This is a genomic window from Cryomorpha ignava (assembly GCF_010686655.1).
Classification (GTDB): Bacteria; Bacteroidota; Bacteroidia; order Flavobacteriales_D; family Cryomorphaceae; genus Cryomorpha; species Cryomorpha ignava.
Genome location: NZ_JAAGVY010000007.1, coordinates 31,750 through 50,424, shown reverse-complemented (window position 1 = coordinate 50,424; position 18,675 = coordinate 31,750). Strand labels below are relative to the sequence as shown.

Below are 18,675 nucleotides of genomic sequence, written 5' to 3'. Positions count from 1 at the left end.
CCCTGCTCGGCAGCATTTATTATATACCCTTGAGATAAGCACCTATATTTGTGACGAAATTAAACCCAAATGAAAAACCTTTTAACGAGTATAATATTTGTATTCGTGGGCGTGCTAGTAATCTTAAGCTGTAAGCACGAGCCGCCCTTGCCTCCACTTAATGGTGGCACAGGAGGCACAGGTGGTGGACCTGGCGACACCCTCAACCCCAACCCTTATCCTTGCGATCCTGACACAATCTACTTTTCACAAACCATTCTTCCGTTGCTGGTAAGTAATTGCGCAATACCCGGTTGCCACAGCGCCGACGCCGCCGAGGATGGAGTTATCTTAAACAACTACGAGAACATTATTAATACCGGAGATGTACGTCCTTTTGACTTAGATGGTAGCGACTTGTATGAAGTAATAACCGAAAACGACCCTGATAATATTATGCCTCCACCTGGAGATGGAAACCCTTTGACCTCAGAGCAAATAGGATTGATTGCAGCTTGGATTCAACAAGGCGCGCTAAATTTAAGCTGCAATAATGGCGATTGTGATACAACCAACGTTACTTACGTTTCAAAAATAGAGCCTATTATTACTGCCAAATGCCTTGGCTGCCACTCGGGGTCATCTCCTCAAGGTGATATCAGTTTGAGCGGATATGCCAATGTGAGAGATCAGTCAATTGATGGAAGCCTCTTACAAGCTGTCCAACATGTTGGCACAGCTACGCCAATGCCCTATCAAAGTAGCCAATTACCGCAATGTGAAATTGATTTAATTAGAATCTGGATAGAAAATGGAGCGCCTCAATAAACATAAAACCTTAGGAATAATACTTATCCTTCTATCTGGCACTTTCGTCTCTAGTTGCTATTACGACAATGAAGAAGAACTATACCCCTATGGAAATTTGAATTGTGATACGCTTTCTGTAATTACATACACAAATTCGATACAAGCTATTGCAAATGGAAGCTGCGCCATATCTGGTTGCCACACAGGCGTGAATCCTACCGGCGGCATAAGCCTTGAAACCTATCAACAAATGAAATCAATAGCTGATGATGGGAAACTGGGTACAAGGGTATTGGTTCAGCAAAACATGCCACCCTCAGGGCCCTTATCCAGCTGTGACTTAGAAGCGATTCAAGTATGGATTAACAATGGCGCACCAGAGTAAAATTTAGAAACCATGAAAAAAAAGATAATATTCTCAGTATTAATACTAGTGGCAGTAGCCGTATCTATAGGCTACTATATGTTTCAAAAACCCGTTGAGTCTTTACGCGATAAAGAAGCAACCTGGCAAGGAAGTAGCGAAGACTTGTATGATGAGTTTACTGCAGATGAAGTTGCGGGAAATAAAACCTTTACGGGCAATATTCTTGAAGTGACTGGCACTGTGGTGGATGTAATGCAAAATGCTGACTCTAGCAGCACCCTTATTCTCAATTCTTCCCATCCTATTTTCGGCGTTAAATGCCGCATAGATCCTAAATTTAATAAAGTTGAAACACCATCTAAAGGTAGCGAAGTATCGCTTAAAGGACTTTGCACAGGAATTAATTCTGATGTAGAACTGAATCAATGTATAATCCAATAAAAAATAAAATATCATGAAAACTATAACAACAATACTATTAATGGCAGTAACCTTAAGTGGTTTTGCCCAAGATAAATACTTCACCAGAAATGGAAATATCTCTTTCTTCTCATCCACACCGGTCGAAGATATTAAAGCAGATAATTTCAATGCCACAGCCGTTCTTGATTCAAAAACCGGGGCATTCGAATTTTCGGTATTAATGAAGTCGTTCAACTTCAAGAAAGCCTTGATGCAAGAGCATTTCAATGAAAACTATGTTGAGTCAAGCAAGTTTCCAAAATCCGTATTTAAAGGAAGTATAGAGAACATTAGTGACGTAGATTTTTCAAAAGACGGAGAATATCCTGTTGCGGTGAGTGGTGAGATAACCCTACATGGGGTAACGAAACAGATCACTACCCCAGGTGTGCTCACGGTATCGGGAGAGAAGATAAACTCAAATGCAGTTTTTAAATTGAGTCCTGAAGACTTCGACATTGAAATTCCTTCAGTAGTAAGAGATAAGATTGCGAATGAAATAGAAGTTACTGTTGCAGCAGAATTGGAAGCACTTAAAAGATGACAAAGATTCTCTTCGCTTTTCTTCTATTTTTCTTTCCGTTCTTTCTTCTGGCACAGGATGAAGGAAGCAGTCTGCTTGATCTAATAGAAGAGGAAGAAACCACGAATTACGCCTCCGCGAGTTTTAAGAGCACCCACATTATCAATTCACAAAGCATTGAAAACGTTTCTGAAGGGGTTCTGGACTTTAGAATTTCGCACCGTTTCGGGACGTTAAACTCAGGAATAAATAACCTTTATGGTCTAGATCAAGCTACAATACGGATTGGGTTTGACTATGGAATTACAGATCGACTGATGATAGGTTTCGGGCGCAGTTCAGTACAAAAAGCACTGGACGGATCAGTAAAGTTCAAGGCGCTACGCCAGAGTTCGGGCAAAAAAGTAATGCCCATTACCCTATCGCTTTACGCCTCCATCGCTTCTAACATGCTTGAATGGGCTGATGCAGAACGTGAGAATTATTTCACTTCCCGTCTTACGTACACGTATCAGGTACTTTTGGGAAGAAAGTTTAGCGAAGGAACGAGCCTTATGCTCATGCCTACAATGGTTCATCGCAATTTAGTGGAGAACACCTCCGTGAAAAATGATGTTTATATTATTGGAATTGGTGGAAGGCAGAAGTTAACCAACAGACTTGCCATTACCGGCGAGTACTACTATGTAATACCAGACCAGATTGCAGATATTTATCACAATTCGCTCTCTGTAGGAATTGATATTGAAACGGGTGGTCACGTTTTTCAATTGCAATTTACAAATTCAATAGGAATGATTGACAAGAGCTTTATGACAGAAACCACTGGTCAATGGGGAAATGGAGATATTCATTTTGGATTTAACATTTCGAGAGTATTTACGCTTAAAGACCGCAATAAAAAACCGAAAGAGAATTAAACGTGTTGTTACCATTCTGTTAAATCCAAAATCTATTCTACCTTCTTGCCGTAACTTTGCCTTATGGGAAAGAAGCTGATAGGAATTTTAATTTTACTCGCTACAGTATCTGTTGCTGGTATTATTGCTACCCAAATTTATTGGCTCGATAAGGCTTTTAAGGTGCAGCAAACACAACTCGACCTGCGCAAGGAACAGGCTACAGCAGAATCAAAGCAATTTAATGACCGTGTAACAATGGCATTGACCAATGTGGCTAATGAGATTTTGACGATCAATAATGACCCGGCAGAGCTTTTTCAAGCCGTAAAGCAAATAAGACCTAATTATTTTTCTGTTGCGATTAATGACACCGTACACCCCTATTTGCTGGAAAGCCTGCTAAAATCAGAATTTCAACGGAGAAATATTGGCGAGAATTTTGAATACGGCGTTTATGATTGTTTTACTGATAGCATTGTGTATGGCGACTATATAGCCCTTAATGACGACACCACTATCACAGATTATACTGCCTCAACTCCACAAATAAAATGGGATAAAGACGGGCATTATTTCGGAGTATTTTTTCCTGACAGAACGCTTTACGAAGTAAGTACCCTAAAACCACAAGTTTCAACATGGGCATTTTCAGCAATTATCAGTTTGATTGTATTTCTCTTTTTCGCTTATGCCGTTTATCTAATTCTCCGACAAAAGAAGCTTTCGGAAATGAAATCAGATTTTATCAATAATATGACCCATGAGCTGCGCACGCCTATCTCTACAATCAGCTTATCGAGCGAGATTTTGTTAGGCGATAAAATTAAAGATCAGCCCGAGCGCCTCAAGAATTACGCTCAGCTTATTTACAATGAAAATCAAAGACTAAGACTACAGGTGGATAAAGTTTTGCAACTTGCCTTGCTCGACAAAAAGGGAGTTGAAATAAACTATCAGCCATTGGATATGCATCAGATTATTAAAAATGCCGCTGAATCAATCACTTTGGTTCGCGAAAATGACGAAATTTCTATTAATCTAGAATTGATTGCGGAAAATCAAAACATATCAGGCGACCCGGTTCACATTTCAAACGTCATTCACAACTTGCTTGATAATGCTACAAAATACAGCAAAGCAAAAACGGCAATTCTCATCAAGACATCAAACATGCGAGATAACTTAATCATTGAGGTAGAAGACAATGGAATAGGAATTCCCCGCAAATCAATTGACTATATTTTTGATAAGTTTTATAGGGTTCCTACGGGCAATTTGCACGATGTAAAAGGATTTGGCTTGGGCTTGTATTATGTAAATCAGATCGTAATGGCGCATAAAGGAAAGATATCGGTAAAAAGTAAGGAGGGCGAGGGAACCATTTTTACACTTCAATTTCCCATAAAAAACACGAAATAGCTATGCCAACTGCACAAATACTACTTGTTGAAGACGACCCGGGTCTGGGTTTTGTTATTCAGGATACACTTAAAGAAAAAGGCTATACTGTGCACCTCTGCCGTGATGGAAAAGAGGGGCTTATGCAATTTAACAAGGGTAACTACCACTTGTGTTTACTCGATGTAATGATGCCCAAAAAAGATGGGTTTGAGCTCGCCCGCGACATCCGCAAAATAGATACTGAGGTGCCCATTATTTTTCTCACAGCAAAATCTATGGTAGAAGACAAGGTAGAGGGACTGCGCACTGGAGCGGACGATTACATAACCAAACCTTTTAGCAATGAGGAGTTGGTACTGCGAATAGAAGCCGTGCTAAAACGCTATAAGAAAAATCCAGATAAGGATGACGCTGAGAATAGCACCTTTAAAATTGGATCATTTACGTACAATCCTGACAACTTTCAGCTGAGACGCGGCAACGAGAAAAAATCACTGACTAAGAAAGAAGCGGGAGTACTTAAATTACTCTGTGAGCATAAAAACAAAGTTATTGAGCGCGAATTAATTACCAATATGGTTTGGGGCGATGACAGCTACTTTGTAGGAAGGAGTCTCGATGTATTTATAACACGTTTGCGCAAGCATCTGGCAGAAGATGAAAATGTAAGCATTGCGAATGTGCATGGGGTTGGATTTAGATTGGAGTGTTAATTAATTTGTTGATCGTTGTGCGGGATTATTGGTGCACTGCAAGGTGGTCAGGAATTTTCTCATGGTTGCTGCTTCGTCGACCTCTGGGAGTGGGTGTGTAAGTGGTATCCACCCCCGCAAAGCTGCATCACAGACCTGCGGAACTATTGATGTGCGCTGAATCCAGTTCGAAATAATCTTTCATTGTAAAGTATCAGCCGAAGGGTGGATACCCTTCGGAGCAACAAGATCAAGATCAATATGGTACACTACTAATTGCTAGTATTGACAGTCTTTTGACACCTGTCTATTTTAGAATGAAGCATTTATAGAGCAGGGTCGACATCCCGCACAGCCGATACAAACATGATCCTTATGCTCTTTTAGAATAATAATTCAGCAATTAGAAATAAACCAAAAAAGGGGCCTCCCAGCCCCTCTTTCACAATCCAAATTAATCCAAATAATATACTAACCGGCAGCAAGTTTTTGCTTCACCAGATCAGCAATCAGTTTACCATCTGCTTTGCCTGCGAGCTTGCCGCTTGCCTGACCCATTACCTTTCCCATATCTTTCATTCCTGAAGCTCCGGTTTGGGCAATAATTTGATCTACAACGGCGGCAATTTCAGATTCGCTCATTTGCTTTGGCAAAAACTCTTCCAATACGGAAGCCTGATATTCTTCATCTTTTGCTAAATCTTCACGATTTTGCTCATGGTAAATGGCAGCAGATTCTTTGCGCTGTTTGTGCAAACGCATTAAGACCTGCATTTCAACCTGTTCACTGAGTTCTTTATCAGAACTTTTCGACATTTCTAAAAGCAATGCGGCTTTAACGGCACGCAGTGCTTCTAATTTATCCTTTTCTTTAGCGCGCATGGCATCTTTGATGCCATCGCTTATTTTATCAGCAAGTGTCATGCTTCTTATTGTTTTTTACAAAGATAAGCTACTAATCAACGTTATCGTGCAAATACGGATTGTTGGGACGTAACCCAGATCTCGTTTTGCCGTTTTCATCGCGCTCTTCGCTAAGGGTATACCGAGACACTTCGCTATCGCTGCTGTGCGCAAGGCGGTCGAGCTGTACATTACGGCGCTTGTAAGCAGGCTCTTTCTCCAGTTCGTTTAATCCCTGCGGACTTTTAATTCGTTCAGAAATTTCGCGGAGATTTCTCAATCGCTCTCTGTTTAACTGATTGGCAACTTCAACATTTACGCGGTGAGAGATATCCGCAGTATCATCTTCATCATCTGAAGATTGAGCCTTAGAAGCAACCTCTTCTTTGTCATCAAGTCGGTAATACTCATGCTTTTCTGGAGTTTTTTCTTCCTCCTCATTTTCTACCTGATTTTTTTCTTCTTTGGCCTGTTGTGTTTGAGGTGCTTCATTTCCAAAAAGGTCAAAGCGCTGTACCGGTTGCTCGGCAGTGTGTTTTTCCTTTTCTTCAAGTTCTTCTTTGCTTACTTCTTTTAGATACGGCTCGCTGGCAGAATCGCCCACAGGGCTGTCCATTTCGGCATTGATTGCACGGCTCTTTTTTGGTTCAGCATCAGAGTTAAGATTCATACGTACCGGCTCTTCTAATTCAAAACCGGTATCGGGCGTAGTTTTAAATCCGGTAGCTATAATGGTTACACTTAATTTTTCACCAAGGGTTTCGTCAAGTCCGTGACCCCAGATTACGTCAGCAGACGATCCTGCAGCTTGCTGGATATAATCTGTAATGTCAGAAATTTCGTCCATCATTACTTCGCTTGATCCATACGTAATATTGAGCAAAATGTACTGTGCTCCTTCAATATCGTTATCGTTGAGCAACGGAGATTCGAGCGCTTTGCGTGCAGCTTTAATCGCGCGATCTTCACCTTCGGCGGAAGCCTGACCCATAACTGCTACACCGCTATCTTTCATTACCGTGTTTACGTCATTCATATCCACGTTTATTGCTCCGGTTACAGAGATAAGTTCGGCGATACCTTTGGCGGCATTAGCCAGGATATTATCGGCCTGCTCAAATGCATTTTGCAAGGACAGATTTCCGTGCATTTCGCGGAGTTTATCGTTTCTGATAACCAGCAAAGTGTCTACACAAGCACGCATTTCACGCAAGCCTTCGGCCGCCTGATTCATTCTTTTGCGCCCTTCAAACGTAAAAGGAATGGTAACAATACCTACGGTAAGGATACCCATATCTTTTGCCGCTTTTGCAATAACAGGCGCAGCACCCGTTCCGGTGCCACCGCCCATACCGGCAGTAACAAATACCATGGTAGTTTGCTTAGCGAGTATTTCTTGTATTTCATCAATATTTTCAATGGCGGCATTCTTACCTACTGCGGGTATAGAACCTGCGCCACGGCCTTCTGTAAGGCTTTGACCCAACTGCACCTTTACAGGTACGGGGCTTACGTCAAGAGCTTGAGAATCGGTGTTGCACACAATAAAGTCAACACCTTTTATTCCAAGCTGATACATGTGATTTACGGCGTTACTTCCGCCGCCGCCAACACCTATCACTTTGATGATAGATGACTGGTCTTTTGGGAGATCGAAATTCATAATTTGGGTTTATTTGGATTTGTGGATTTGGATTTATTTTTATTCTAAGAAAATCCCGAGCGAGAAGCCCGAAATAAACGTCCCTCGCGAGACGCGGAGCGACTGCACCAGAGTATTTTTTTATGCAATCAATTATCATTCAGTTTCTATTAAATATCGTCGTCATCAAAAAATGACTGTCCTTTTGATATCAATCTATCAAAAAGACCTTGTTTATCTTTACTGCCAGAGCGGATAAGGCTTCGCTTTGGCTTCTCTCTTTTTTGTCGTTTCAGATTTAGCTCATGCCCTTTTAGCACCAGGCCTATACCGGTAGCGTACATTGGGCTACCCAGATCGTCTGTATTGGCTTTACCAAGGTGTTCATTGGGGTAACCAATTCGTGTTTCAAGACCTGATAGGTATTCTACCAATTGGGTTAAATTCTTGAGCATTGCACCACCACCGGTTAAAACGATACCCGCAATGAGGCGTTTCTCGTATCCCGAACTTTTGATTTCGTAGATGATCTGCTCAACAATCTCTTCAGTGCGCGCCTGAATAATATTGGCCAAGTTTCGAACCGATATTTCTTTCGGCTCACGACCGCTAAAACCGGGAATGCACACTATTTGGTTTTCCATACTGTCTGAACCCAGCGCAGAGCCAAATTTTATTTTTAGCTGCTCGGCATGCTTCCGCAAAATGCTGCAACCGGCTGCAATATCGTCAGTAATAATATTTCCCCCGAAAGGGATTACTGCGGTATGACGAATGATACCATCTTGAAATACTGCAATATCTGTAGTTCCACCACCGATATCAACAAGCACTACTCCTGCCTCTTTCTCCTCCTCATTTAGCACAGCTTCTGAAGAAGCAAGCGGCTCAAGCACCAACTCATGCACTTCCAGATTGGCCTTGCTTACACTTTTGTAAATGTTTTTAGCAGCGTTTACTTTTCCGGTAATGATGTGAAAATTAGCCTCAAGGCGAATACCGGAGTGGCCAATGGGATCTTTAATTCCATGATCGTTATCTACAATATACTCTTGCGGAAGCACATGAATAATCTCTTCGCCAGGATTCATAACCAGCTGATGCATGTCTTCCACCAGATTGTCAATATCCTTTTGTTCTATTACTTCGTCAATATCTTTACTTTTTCTAGTAAGAATACCACGGTGCTGCAGGCTACGAATATGCTGTCCGGCAATTCCTACCACTACTTCGCCAATCTCTACTCCCGATTTTTCGGTGGCAATTGAAACGGCGCGCTCTATAGATTCAACGGTAAGATTGATATTGCTAACTACCCCACTGCGCACGCCCAACGATTCAGAGCGACCCATACCGATGATCTCAACTTTCCCGTATTCATTTATGCGGCCTACGATACAGGCTATTTTGGTAGTTCCAATGTCAAGGCCGACTATTATTTCTGGTTCTTCCATAATTCTATTTTTTTGTGCAAACAATTTGATCCTTGTATTTCAGGTTGATACTTGTGTATTTATTCCATCCGGTTTCTTCAAGTCCCTTTTTATAGAAAATTAGAAGCCGGTTAAGCTTTTCTTCAATTTCATTGGCTGAGCCGAAATTTATGGTGTGTTTTCCCACTTGGGGAAAGGCCACAAAATCGCCGAAGCCGTTTAAATCTGTTTGTTGAATTTGGGCAGTCCAAAAAGGTTGCGCCGCTATGGCAGATGCATAACTATAAACATCGGCAAGAGACACATGCGCCAGCGAATCAGACACATGCCCGTTTGTATTAATAAATTCGCTGTTCATTTCAAATTGCCCGGTGATAACGGGAAGGCGCAAAACAGTATTGTCTGAAAGTGGCATTAAATATCCCTCCGTATCGAGAATAGCCGTTTTTCCGGTTTTGTCGATTAATCTAACCATTGGCTCACGTTCCGTGAGCTCTACAATTAGCTTTTTATTAATGGTTTCATACACGCGTGCTGTCCTTACAAATGGAATAGCACGCAGCTCTGTTTCTATAGAACGCGTATCTATTTTATTGAGCGGTTCGCCAATTACAACCCCAATTTTATTCGAAATTCGGTCTTTTACATCTGCATCGGTCACCAGATTATTTCCTGAATCAGCGTAAATATGAATAATAAGCTCCTCGCATGAGGCTGCCGATCGCTTGGTTCCTACGAAGCCCAGCAATACCATAACGGCGCTCACCGATAATGCAAACCCTATGATTTTCAGAATCTTATTCATCTTTTTCATTGAGTGCAGATTTTAAAGGTTCAATCATTTTATCAATATCGCCTGCGCCCATAGTGAGCAGAACTTCAGGGTCTAATCTTAAAATTTCATCCACTAAGTTTTCACGTTGCACCAACTTTTTATTCACCGTGCGTACTTTATTAAGTAACCACTCACTATCGATACCCGGAATGGGCTCTTCGCGTGCCGGATAAATCTCCATAAGCACCACTTCATTTAGGGCTTCAAGACTTCTGGCAAAGCCATCGCCAAAATCGCGCGTACGTGAGTAGAGGTGCGGTTGGAAAACACCAGTTATTCTACTATCGGGGTAGAGTTCTTTTACCGACCCCACACAAGCCGAAATTTCTGTGGGGTGGTGCGCATAATCATCAATAAACACCCGATCGTTTCTTTTTATATGATACTCAAAACGGCGCTTTACTCCAGCAAAAGTAGCGATGCTATCAACTATTTTACCCCATTCAATACCCAGTTCCAGAGCGATACCAATGGCGGTAATTGCATTTTCTATATTGTGATGTCCGGGATAAGTTGAGCGCACTGTTCCCAGGTTTTTTGATTGAAATATTACATCAAAAACGTAGGTGCCATTTTCAATATGTAAACTGCTCGCGTACAAATCAGCTTTTTTGTCGTCAAGCGAATAGGTAATTTTTTTAGCTTTCGCCGAAAGGCTAATACCACTGTGGATAAAAACAGCTCCTTGATCGCTCACCTTGTTGGCAAATTCTTGAAATGCATTATGCATAGCATCGGCATTATCGTAAATGTCGAGGTGGTCGGCATCTACGGAAGTGATAATGGCCAAAAATGGATTGAGTTTCAAAAAAGACCTGTCGTATTCATCGGCCTCAACCACAGCGTATTCCGCATCGGGATTGAGAATAACATTTGAATTAAAATTCAAGGCAATTCCACCAAGGAAGGCGTTGCATTTTATTCCTGAATGATTGAGAATATGAGCAACCATAGCCGATGTGGTGGTTTTTCCATGTGTACCGGCAATGGCAATCGTTTTCTGTTTTTCAATGATCTCACTAAGCACTTCAGATCGCTTCACTACCCGATACCCATGCTGACGCAAATACCCCAAACCGGCATGAGTAACGGGAATAGCAGGTGTGTAAACTACGAGCGTATTGTCAATAGGTTGATTCAGAAAATCGGGTGCGAGTTCTTCCGGATTATCGGTGTAAACGATTTGCATTCCCTCCGATTCCAGATTAGCAGTAAGCGCAGTATGCACTCTATCGTAGCCAAAAACATTTTTGCCCATCGCTTTAAAATAGCGGGCAATAGCACTCATACCGATCCCTCCGATACCCACAAAATAGACGCTATGTATTTTTTCTAAATTCAATTTTTCTTAGCCAGTTTTAAAACTTCATCTGCAATTTTTTCAGCGGCGTTTCTATGTGCCATTTTTCCCGCATTTCTCGAAAGGGTGGATTGCTTCTCCTTGTCGTTTAGCAGGCTTTTAATTTCTTTACCCAGACTTTCTTCCGCATCCTTATCAGCCAGCAAAATGGCGGCACCTTTATCAGCCAGCGCCCGCGCATTTTTTGTTTGGTGATCTTCTGCCACATTGGGCGACGGAATGAGGATGGCAGGCTTTTCGGCGAGGCATATTTCTGAGACAGACATAGCGCCTGCTCGGGATACAACTACATCTGCCATAGCATAAGCCAAATCCATTCTATCTATAAATTTGAATGTCTTAATTCCTTCATAATCAACTTCCCGCACAGCCTCATAGGCCGTTTCGCCATAGAGCTTACCTGTTTGCCATATCAATTGATAACCGGCATCTTTAAAGAGTTGCAAATTCTTTTTGATGCTGTGATTTATGGTTCTAGCGCCCAAACTTCCTCCCACTACGAGCAAGGTTGGCTTATCTGATTTAAGTCCAAAAAAAGTGCATGCCTCCGGCTTTTTACCTTCGAGCTGTACAACTTGCTCACGCACCGGATTTCCGGTCATGACAATCTTATCCTTTGAAAACCAACGATCCATACCTTCATATGCCACACAAACCTTGCTAACCTTTGCCGCCAGCAACCTATTTGTAATTCCCGGAAAGGAATTTTGCTCCTGAATAAGCGAAGGAATTTTTCTGGTTGAAGCCACCCTTAGCAAAGGTCCTGAAGCGTATCCGCCAACTCCCACAGCCACATCGGGCTTAAACATGCGTACAATAGAACGCGCTTTTGCCATGCTGGAAATCAGTTTTAATGGAAACGCCAGATTCTTAAGTGTAAGGCTGCGTTGAATACCGCTTATCCATAATCCCTCAATCTTGTAACCCGCTTGAGGCACTCGCTCCATCTCCATTTTGCCTTTTGCACCAACAAAAAGTATTTCGGCATTGGGTACCTTGCGCTTTACCGCATCGGCTATGGCTATGGCCGGAAAAATATGTCCTCCGGTTCCTCCTCCACTTATTATGACCTTAAGCGACTGCATAATCCTTCTTCTTTTTAACTCGATTTACCCCCGGAATTTTCTCGCCTTCATACACCGATCTGCTTACACTCAAAATCATACCCACTGCAATGCAGGTAAACCAAATAGAGGTACCGCCCATGCTGACTAGGGGCAAAGGCTGACCCGTAACAGGGAGCAGACTTACAGCGACACCCATATTTATAAATGCCTGAAAAGCAATAAGAAAACTCATTCCAATAACTAGCAATGACCCAAAATTGCGTTCACATTTTCGCGCAAGCCGCAAAGCCCTGTACAGAAAGATGAGATAAAGCAAAAGCAAACCGCATCCACCTATTATAGTGCCGTACTCTTCGATAATGAAAGCGAAAATCATGTCAGAATAAGGGTGTGGCAAATAATTTCTTGAATCGCCTGTTCCCGGACCGGTTGGAAAAACGCCGCCACTTTGTATGGCCATCATGGCATGTTCTACCTGATAATTGGCTTCGCTATCGCCACTTTCATAGCTCAACAACCTCGTTTTCCATGTTTCTACACGGGGCAAGAGATCTGGAAAACTAGTGGAGAGCACCAAAAGCAGTGCAAATCCGGCACCGGCTATGGCAAAAACCATGACCAAATGCTTAAACGGAATGCCACCCACAAAAAGCAGAGTTACGCAAACCATAAAAAGCATTGCCGCAGTAGAGAAATTTGCCGGAAGGATTAAACCACAAATAATTACAATAGGAATTAAAATTGGCAAAAGCCCCTCTTTAAAGCTGTGAAAAAACTCTTTACGCAGAGTGAGCATACGCGCTACATAGGCTATGAGCGCTATTTTTGCAAAATCGGAAGTCTGGAAATTCTGGTTAATTAATGGGATTTTAATCCATCTACTCGCATCATTCAAATTAACACCCAGAAGTAAAGTAAGAATTAAAAGAATGGCTGCCAGCCAAATAGCTATCTGGGAGAGGCGGGAAAAATACCTGTAATTGATTTTGTGGACAAAATACATGATTACAAAACCTGTAATAAGCATAATACCATGCTTAAAGAGGTAATAAAAAGTATTGCCCTCCGTATATTTATACGCAAGCGACGAAATACTGGAATACACAGCCAGTATTGAGACGAGTCCCAAAATAAGGCATACCATCCAGATTACTCTGTCGCCTCTTAGATATTGTGCAATCAGTTGTTTCACCGTTTATTTTAAGTCTTTTACTATTCGTATAAATTCCAATCCGCGATCTACATAATTCAGGTACTCGTCTTTTACCGCACAGCTTGGCGAGTAGAGTACCACATCTCCTTTTTCGGCCATTTTATAAGCAGCGTTTACGGCTTCCACCAATGTTTCTTTCACTTTTACACCCTTCACAAACTTGTTTAGCACAGCGCTCGTCTCTTCACCATTAACCCCATAAATTACAACACCTTTTATCTTATTATTCAGATAAGCCTCAATCAGTGAGTAATCTCTTTCATGTTTTGCCTTTCCGGAAATCCATATTATTGGTTTTTCCAAAAACTTAAAGGAATCGCGAGTTGATAGCAGATCGGCAGATCTTGAGTCACATACAAATTCCACATCTTTAACTATTACAACTGAATCAACACGATAAGTAGTTCGCTCCAGATTGCGCCTCAAATTATCGCTGGCTGATAAGGTTTTGTCAGTCTGGCTTTTCTTGCTCTTGTGAATCGTATATGACTTTTTGCCTTTCACTATTTAGTTATTGTTGTTTTGTAAAATGCTTACCAATCTATTCCAATACGCACCTCTTTCTTTATAATTTTCAAAGGGTTCAATCGCCCTACTACCCGGAGAAAAGAGCACTTTATCGTTTGCTTTTCCAAGAATGAGGCTCATGTCCAAAGCTTCATCCCAGGTATTGGCAGCAACAAAAATTCCGGCTTGGCGCATCAATGCTTTGTGTAAATCATCTCCAAATTCACCAACCGCAACCACGCCTTTCACTTTAGATTTCATCAAATCGCTGATAATTGAAAAATCGGTATTTGGCGCAGAAACTTCTGCAATCCAAATTACGGGTTCATCGAAACTAATAAGAGCATCGGCAACTTTTTCAATCGATGTTGCGGCAGAATCATTTATAAAAGTCACTCCATTAATGCGACCGCAAAACTCCAGACAAAATGGTTTCGCAGCCTGCAAGCTACGCAATCTCGACTCAAGCAGTGGGTTTGCTTTAGAACTAGTTGTTTTATTTATTCTGTTTTCTGACATATCGCTAAGGGGTTTAAAGTGCGCGAACGGCTCGCTTAAATTGCTGGCCCCGGTCTTCATAATTCTCAAACAAATCAAAGCTGGCGCATGCAGGCGAAAGCAGCACCACATCATTCTTTTTCGCGAAAGCGTAACCCAGATTAACAGCTTCGGTTGCGGTATGCGCTTCGGCTATATTTTCAACCATGGGGCCGAAATAGTCCATGAGTTTCTTATTGTCGGTACCCAGACAAATTATGGCCTTAACTTTTTCACGTACAAGTGCTTCCAGTATGGAATAGTCATTTCCTTTATCAACTCCTCCCACTATCCAGACTATCTTTTCCGAATAATTTTCAAGTGCGTACCACACCCCATTTACATTGGTAGCTTTTGAGTCGTTAATAAATTTAATTCCGTGAATTTCGGCGACAAATTCGAGTCGGTGCTCAATGTTTTCGTAGTCTGAAAGGCTATCTCGCACCACTTCCTTTCGGAGATCAAAAAGGCGGGCCGAAACACTTGCCGCCATTGAATTGTAAACATTGTGACGGCCCTGAAGGGCTAAATCGTGTATGGACATTTTATATGGATTATTAGTAAGGTTAATTATTAGTTCATTTTCAGTTATATATGCTCCGTTTTCAACGGGATGGTAAGTAGATATAGGGTGAAGTTGCGCTTTGATATTCTTCTCTTTCAGATTTTTGAGAATCACCTCATCATCATCGCTGTAGATAAAATGATCTGCCTCGGTAAGGTTTCGTGCGATTGCAAACTTGGCATCAGCGTAGTTTTGCATTTCGTAGCCATACCTATCCAAATGATCAGAAGTAATGTTGAGTAAAATCGCAACATCGGGCTTAAAACTCACAATATCATCAAGTTGGAAGCTACTCACCTCCAGCACCCAGATATCGCGATCGCGCTCGGCGAGCAGGCCTGCAAAGCTTTTTCCTACATTTCCCGCAGCTATCACGTCTTTTCCCGCTTTCGCGAACATGTGATGTGTAAGCAGCGTAGTGGTCGTTTTGCCATTGGTACCTGTTATGGCGATTATCTTTCCTTTGGTATGCCTTGCAGCAAATTCAATTTCAGAAATCACCTCGGCTCCGGCCTTTTTAAGATCCAATACTATGGCAGTTTCTGAAGGAATGCCCGGGCTTTTAATCACCAATTCTGTTCCCTGAAGAAAATCTCCGCTGTGTGCACCTTCTTCCCATTTAATTCCCGCCTTGATAAGAACGTTTTTGTACTTTTCTTTCAGTACACCCCGGTCAGACAGGAATACATCGTACCCCAGCTTCTTACCGAGCATTGCTGCTCCGGCTCCACTTTCGCCTCCACCTAAAACCAAGAGCTTCATTTTTAGCGTAGTTTTAGGGTTACGATTGACAATACGGCGAGCAATATTCCCACTATCCAAAACCGTGAAACGATCTTAGACTCGTGGTATCCAAGCTTTTGATAATGGTGATGTAGTGGTGCCATCAGAAAAACTCTGCGGCCTTCGCCAAATCGTTTTTTGCTGTACTTGAAGTACGCCACCTGTATCATTACCGAAATATTTTCTATTAAAAACACTCCGCAGAAAAGCGGAATGAGCAATTCTTTTCTGATGGCAAGGGCAAAAACGGCGATAATTCCACCGAGGGCAAGGCTACCAGTATCGCCCATAAACACTTGAGCAGGATATGAATTATACCATAAAAAGCCAATGCAGGCGCCAACAAATGCACTGATAAAAACGGTGAGTTCACCCGAGTTTGGAATAAACATAATATTCAGATAATCAGCAAATACCAGGTTACCCGAAACGAAAGCGAAAATAGCCAGCACAACTCCGATAATTGCCGAAGAACCTGTTGCCAAACCATCGAGACCATCGGTAATATTTGCACCATTACTCACGGCGGTGACTACAAAAACCACTATGGGAATAAATACCAGCCATGCCCATCGCGCCGCATTTTCTTTTGACATAAAGCCAAGCAGCCAGGCGTAATTAAACTCATTGTTTTTGATAAATGGAATGGTGGTAACAACAGATTTTTCTTCCACCCATTCAAATGTTTGCTGTGGTGCTTCACCTGCTTCGCGTACCACATTTTCTGATTGCGGAACAGCTACTTTTTCTTTGCTTACTACAGCTTCGTTAAAATAGAGCAGGCTTCCAACCACTACGCCAACAGCCACCTGACCCACAACTTTAAACTTTCCGGCAAGGCCTTTTTTATTCTTCTTAAAAACCTTTATGTAATCGTCTATAAAGCCAATGGCACCAAGAAAAACGGTGGTAATAATCATGATAATCACATAAATATTATCTAGTCTGGCAAAGAGGAGAACCGGCACCAAAATAGCTCCAAGAATGATTAACCCGCCCATAGTTGGGGTACCTTGTTTTTGAATTTGGCCATCCAGACCCAGATCGCGAACAGTCTCGCCCACCTGCTTGCGGCGCAGCATTCCTACCAGCGTATTTCCAAAAAGCAACGAGATAACCAAAGAAGTAAGCACCGCCATAGCAGCCCGGAAAGAGATGTACTGAAACACCCCTGTTCCGGGCAGGCTGTAATGCGTATCGAGATATTGAAATAGGTAGTACAGCATTAGTGATTCAGTAGTTTAAAGGTGTCGTTTACAATGGCGAGATCGTCAAATGGCAGGCGCTCGCCTTTAATTTCCTGGTATTTTTCATGTCCTTTCCCGGCAATAAGAATAATGTCGCCAGAGCGGGCTATTGAGCATGCCATTTTAATGGCTTCCTTTCTATTTACTATGGTATTCGTTTTTCGAAAATCCTGTGGCTCCACACCTTTTATCATGTCTTCAATAATCGCTTCAGGATCTTCATTTCGCGGATTGTCGGATGTAAAAATCACCCGGTCGCTAAATTTGCAAGCAATACGAGCCATCTCGGGCCGCTTGGTAGCATCACGATTTCCGCCGCAACCCACCACGGTGATTACTTCCTCATTTTTTGTGCGAATATCCTCAACGGTTTTCAACACGTTTTTAAGCGCATCGGGTGTGTGGGCATAATCTATGATGGCAGTAACCTTATCTGGACTAATCACATATTGAAAACGACCTGCAACCGGATTAATACTGCTCAAAGCAGTAAGCACGTCAAGCTTTTCGAAACCGAGTAAAACCCCAGTGGCATAAGCCGATAAAAGATTGTAAGCATTAAATCGCCCAACCATTTTAGCATAGAGGTCGAGCCCATCGATATTTACATGCAAGCCGCCAAATTGATTTTCGATAACTTTTACTTTAAAATCGGCCATCGACTTAAGCGCATAGGTGCGCTGTATACCAGCTTTGCAATTCTGAAGCATGGTTTCGCCCTGGCGATCGTCTAAATTTACCAGCGCAAAGGCCTCTTTGGGCAGCATATCGAAAAGCATTTTCTTGGCTGCGATATAGGCATCAAATGTTTTGTGATAATCAAGGTGATCGTGCGAAAGATTGGTGTAAACCGCTCCGGAAAATTTTGCTCCCGTTACACGATGCTGGTGCAAGGCGTGCGAGCTCACTTCCATAAAGCAATAAGTACATCCGGATTCTACCATTTGCACAAGCAATTGGTTAAAGCTTACCGCATCGGGCGTAGTGTGCGTTGCCGGAACAATCTCATTATCAATCTTATTCTCTACGGTAGAGATTAGCCCTACTTTATTCCCCAAAAGGCGTAATAAATCGTAAAGCATGGTAGAAGTTGTGGTTTTACCGTTTGTGCCGGTAATCCCGATAAGCTTTAGCTTTTCTGAAGGATTGTCGTAAAAATTTGAAGCCATTATTCCGAGCGCCTCATGTGAATCGGAGACAAGCACATAAGTAATGTCAGGACTTTTTGATTCCGGCAATTCTTCGCAAATCACAGCTACAGCATCATTGGCAATAGCCTGATCTATAAATTCATGCCCATTAGAGAGCGCGCCTTTGATTGCAATGAAAAGCGATGATTTGGTGGCTTTCCGCGAATCAAAAACAATAGATTCTACCTCTATATTGGTAGAGCCCACCACTTCTTTAATACTTACCTGATACAATATGTCTTGTAGCAATTTCATAT

19 protein-coding genes are annotated in these 18,675 nt (G+C 42.1%); 7 read left to right on the top strand and 12 right to left on the bottom strand.

What is annotated here, in order from left to right:
* The first annotated feature begins 69 nt into the window (after positions 1-69).
* The 7 genes from G3O08_RS05690 (at position 70) to G3O08_RS05660 (ending at position 5,157) form a co-directional block, all read left to right on the top strand.
* On the top strand, positions 70-807 hold the full coding sequence (locus tag G3O08_RS05690) for a c-type cytochrome domain-containing protein (RefSeq protein WP_163283764.1): 738 nt from the start codon (positions 70-72) through the stop codon (positions 805-807).
* Entirely contained in the window at positions 791-1,174 is a 384-nt protein-coding gene (locus G3O08_RS05685) for a hypothetical protein (RefSeq protein ID WP_163283762.1), read from the top strand. The genes G3O08_RS05690 and G3O08_RS05685 overlap by 17 nt, the downstream gene beginning before the upstream one ends.
* Before the next feature lie 12 nt (positions 1,175-1,186).
* Positions 1,187-1,597: an OB-fold protein gene (locus tag G3O08_RS05680; protein ID WP_163283759.1), complete on the top strand. Its 411-nt coding sequence runs from the start codon at positions 1,187-1,189 to the stop codon at positions 1,595-1,597.
* 13 nt (positions 1,598-1,610) lie between these two features.
* Positions 1,611-2,162 carry a YceI family protein gene (locus G3O08_RS05675; RefSeq protein WP_163283757.1) on the top strand — a complete coding sequence of 184 codons (552 nt, stop codon included), beginning with the start codon at positions 1,611-1,613 and terminating at the stop codon, positions 2,160-2,162.
* On the top strand, positions 2,159-3,061 hold the full coding sequence (locus tag G3O08_RS05670; protein WP_163283756.1) for a DUF5777 family beta-barrel protein: 903 nt from the start codon (positions 2,159-2,161) through the stop codon (positions 3,059-3,061). Before G3O08_RS05675 ends, G3O08_RS05670 begins: the two co-directional genes overlap by 4 nt.
* Positions 3,062-3,124: 63 nt before the next feature.
* A complete protein-coding gene (locus G3O08_RS05665) occupies positions 3,125-4,462 on the top strand; it encodes a sensor histidine kinase (RefSeq protein WP_163283754.1) in 1,338 nt (445 codons plus the stop codon).
* 2 nt (positions 4,463-4,464) lie between these two features.
* Entirely contained in the window at positions 4,465-5,157 is a 693-nt protein-coding gene (locus G3O08_RS05660; RefSeq protein ID WP_163283752.1) for a response regulator transcription factor, read from the top strand.
* 450 nt (positions 5,158-5,607) lie between these two features.
* Here the strand turns inward: G3O08_RS05660 and G3O08_RS05655 are convergent, their stop codons facing one another.
* The 12 genes from G3O08_RS05655 to G3O08_RS05600 form a co-directional block, all read right to left on the bottom strand.
* Positions 5,608-6,060 carry a GatB/YqeY domain-containing protein gene (locus G3O08_RS05655; protein ID WP_163283750.1) on the bottom strand — a complete coding sequence of 151 codons (453 nt, stop codon included), beginning with the start codon at positions 6,058-6,060 and terminating at the stop codon, positions 5,608-5,610.
* A gap of 31 nt (positions 6,061-6,091) precedes the next feature.
* Positions 6,092-7,702, bottom strand: a complete 1,611-nt coding sequence (gene ftsZ, locus G3O08_RS05650; RefSeq protein WP_163283748.1) for a cell division protein FtsZ — start codon at positions 7,700-7,702, stop codon at positions 6,092-6,094.
* A gap of 149 nt (positions 7,703-7,851) precedes the next feature.
* Positions 7,852-9,135, bottom strand: coding sequence for a cell division protein FtsA (gene ftsA, locus G3O08_RS05645; RefSeq protein WP_163283746.1), 1,284 nt, complete (start codon positions 9,133-9,135; stop codon positions 7,852-7,854).
* Between the two features lie 4 nt (positions 9,136-9,139).
* Positions 9,140-9,928: a cell division protein FtsQ/DivIB gene (locus G3O08_RS05640; RefSeq protein WP_163283744.1), complete on the bottom strand. Its 789-nt coding sequence runs from the start codon at positions 9,926-9,928 to the stop codon at positions 9,140-9,142.
* Complete coding sequence (gene murC, locus G3O08_RS05635; RefSeq protein ID WP_163283742.1) at positions 9,912-11,291, bottom strand: UDP-N-acetylmuramate--L-alanine ligase; 1,380 nt, start codon at positions 11,289-11,291, stop codon at positions 9,912-9,914. Before murC ends, G3O08_RS05640 begins: the two co-directional genes overlap by 17 nt.
* Positions 11,288-12,394: an undecaprenyldiphospho-muramoylpentapeptide beta-N-acetylglucosaminyltransferase gene (gene murG / locus G3O08_RS05630; RefSeq protein WP_163283741.1), complete on the bottom strand. Its 1,107-nt coding sequence runs from the start codon at positions 12,392-12,394 to the stop codon at positions 11,288-11,290. The genes murC and murG overlap by 4 nt, the downstream gene beginning before the upstream one ends.
* Positions 12,381-13,568 (bottom strand): FtsW/RodA/SpoVE family cell cycle protein, encoded by a 1,188-nt coding sequence (locus G3O08_RS05625; protein WP_317164040.1) that lies wholly within the window; start codon positions 13,566-13,568, stop codon positions 12,381-12,383. The genes murG and G3O08_RS05625 overlap by 14 nt, the downstream gene beginning before the upstream one ends.
* 3 nt (positions 13,569-13,571) lie before the next feature.
* Positions 13,572-14,093 (bottom strand): glutamate ligase domain-containing protein, encoded by a 522-nt coding sequence (locus tag G3O08_RS05620; protein ID WP_163283739.1) that lies wholly within the window; start codon positions 14,091-14,093, stop codon positions 13,572-13,574.
* A 3-nt stretch (positions 14,094-14,096) separates the two neighbouring features.
* Positions 14,097-14,615 carry a Mur ligase family protein gene (locus tag G3O08_RS05615; protein WP_163283737.1) on the bottom strand — a complete coding sequence of 173 codons (519 nt, stop codon included), beginning with the start codon at positions 14,613-14,615 and terminating at the stop codon, positions 14,097-14,099.
* Between the two features lie 13 nt (positions 14,616-14,628).
* Positions 14,629-15,960, bottom strand: coding sequence for a UDP-N-acetylmuramoyl-L-alanine--D-glutamate ligase (gene murD / locus G3O08_RS05610; protein ID WP_163283735.1), 1,332 nt, complete (start codon positions 15,958-15,960; stop codon positions 14,629-14,631).
* Positions 15,961-15,962: 2 nt separating this feature from the next.
* Positions 15,963-17,207 carry a phospho-N-acetylmuramoyl-pentapeptide-transferase gene (gene mraY / locus G3O08_RS05605; RefSeq protein WP_163283733.1) on the bottom strand — a complete coding sequence of 415 codons (1,245 nt, stop codon included), beginning with the start codon at positions 17,205-17,207 and terminating at the stop codon, positions 15,963-15,965.
* Positions 17,207-18,673, bottom strand: a complete 1,467-nt coding sequence (locus G3O08_RS05600; RefSeq protein ID WP_163283731.1) for a UDP-N-acetylmuramoyl-L-alanyl-D-glutamate--2,6-diaminopimelate ligase — start codon at positions 18,671-18,673, stop codon at positions 17,207-17,209. Before G3O08_RS05600 ends, mraY begins: the two co-directional genes overlap by 1 nt.
* Positions 18,674-18,675: the final 2 nt, after the last annotated feature.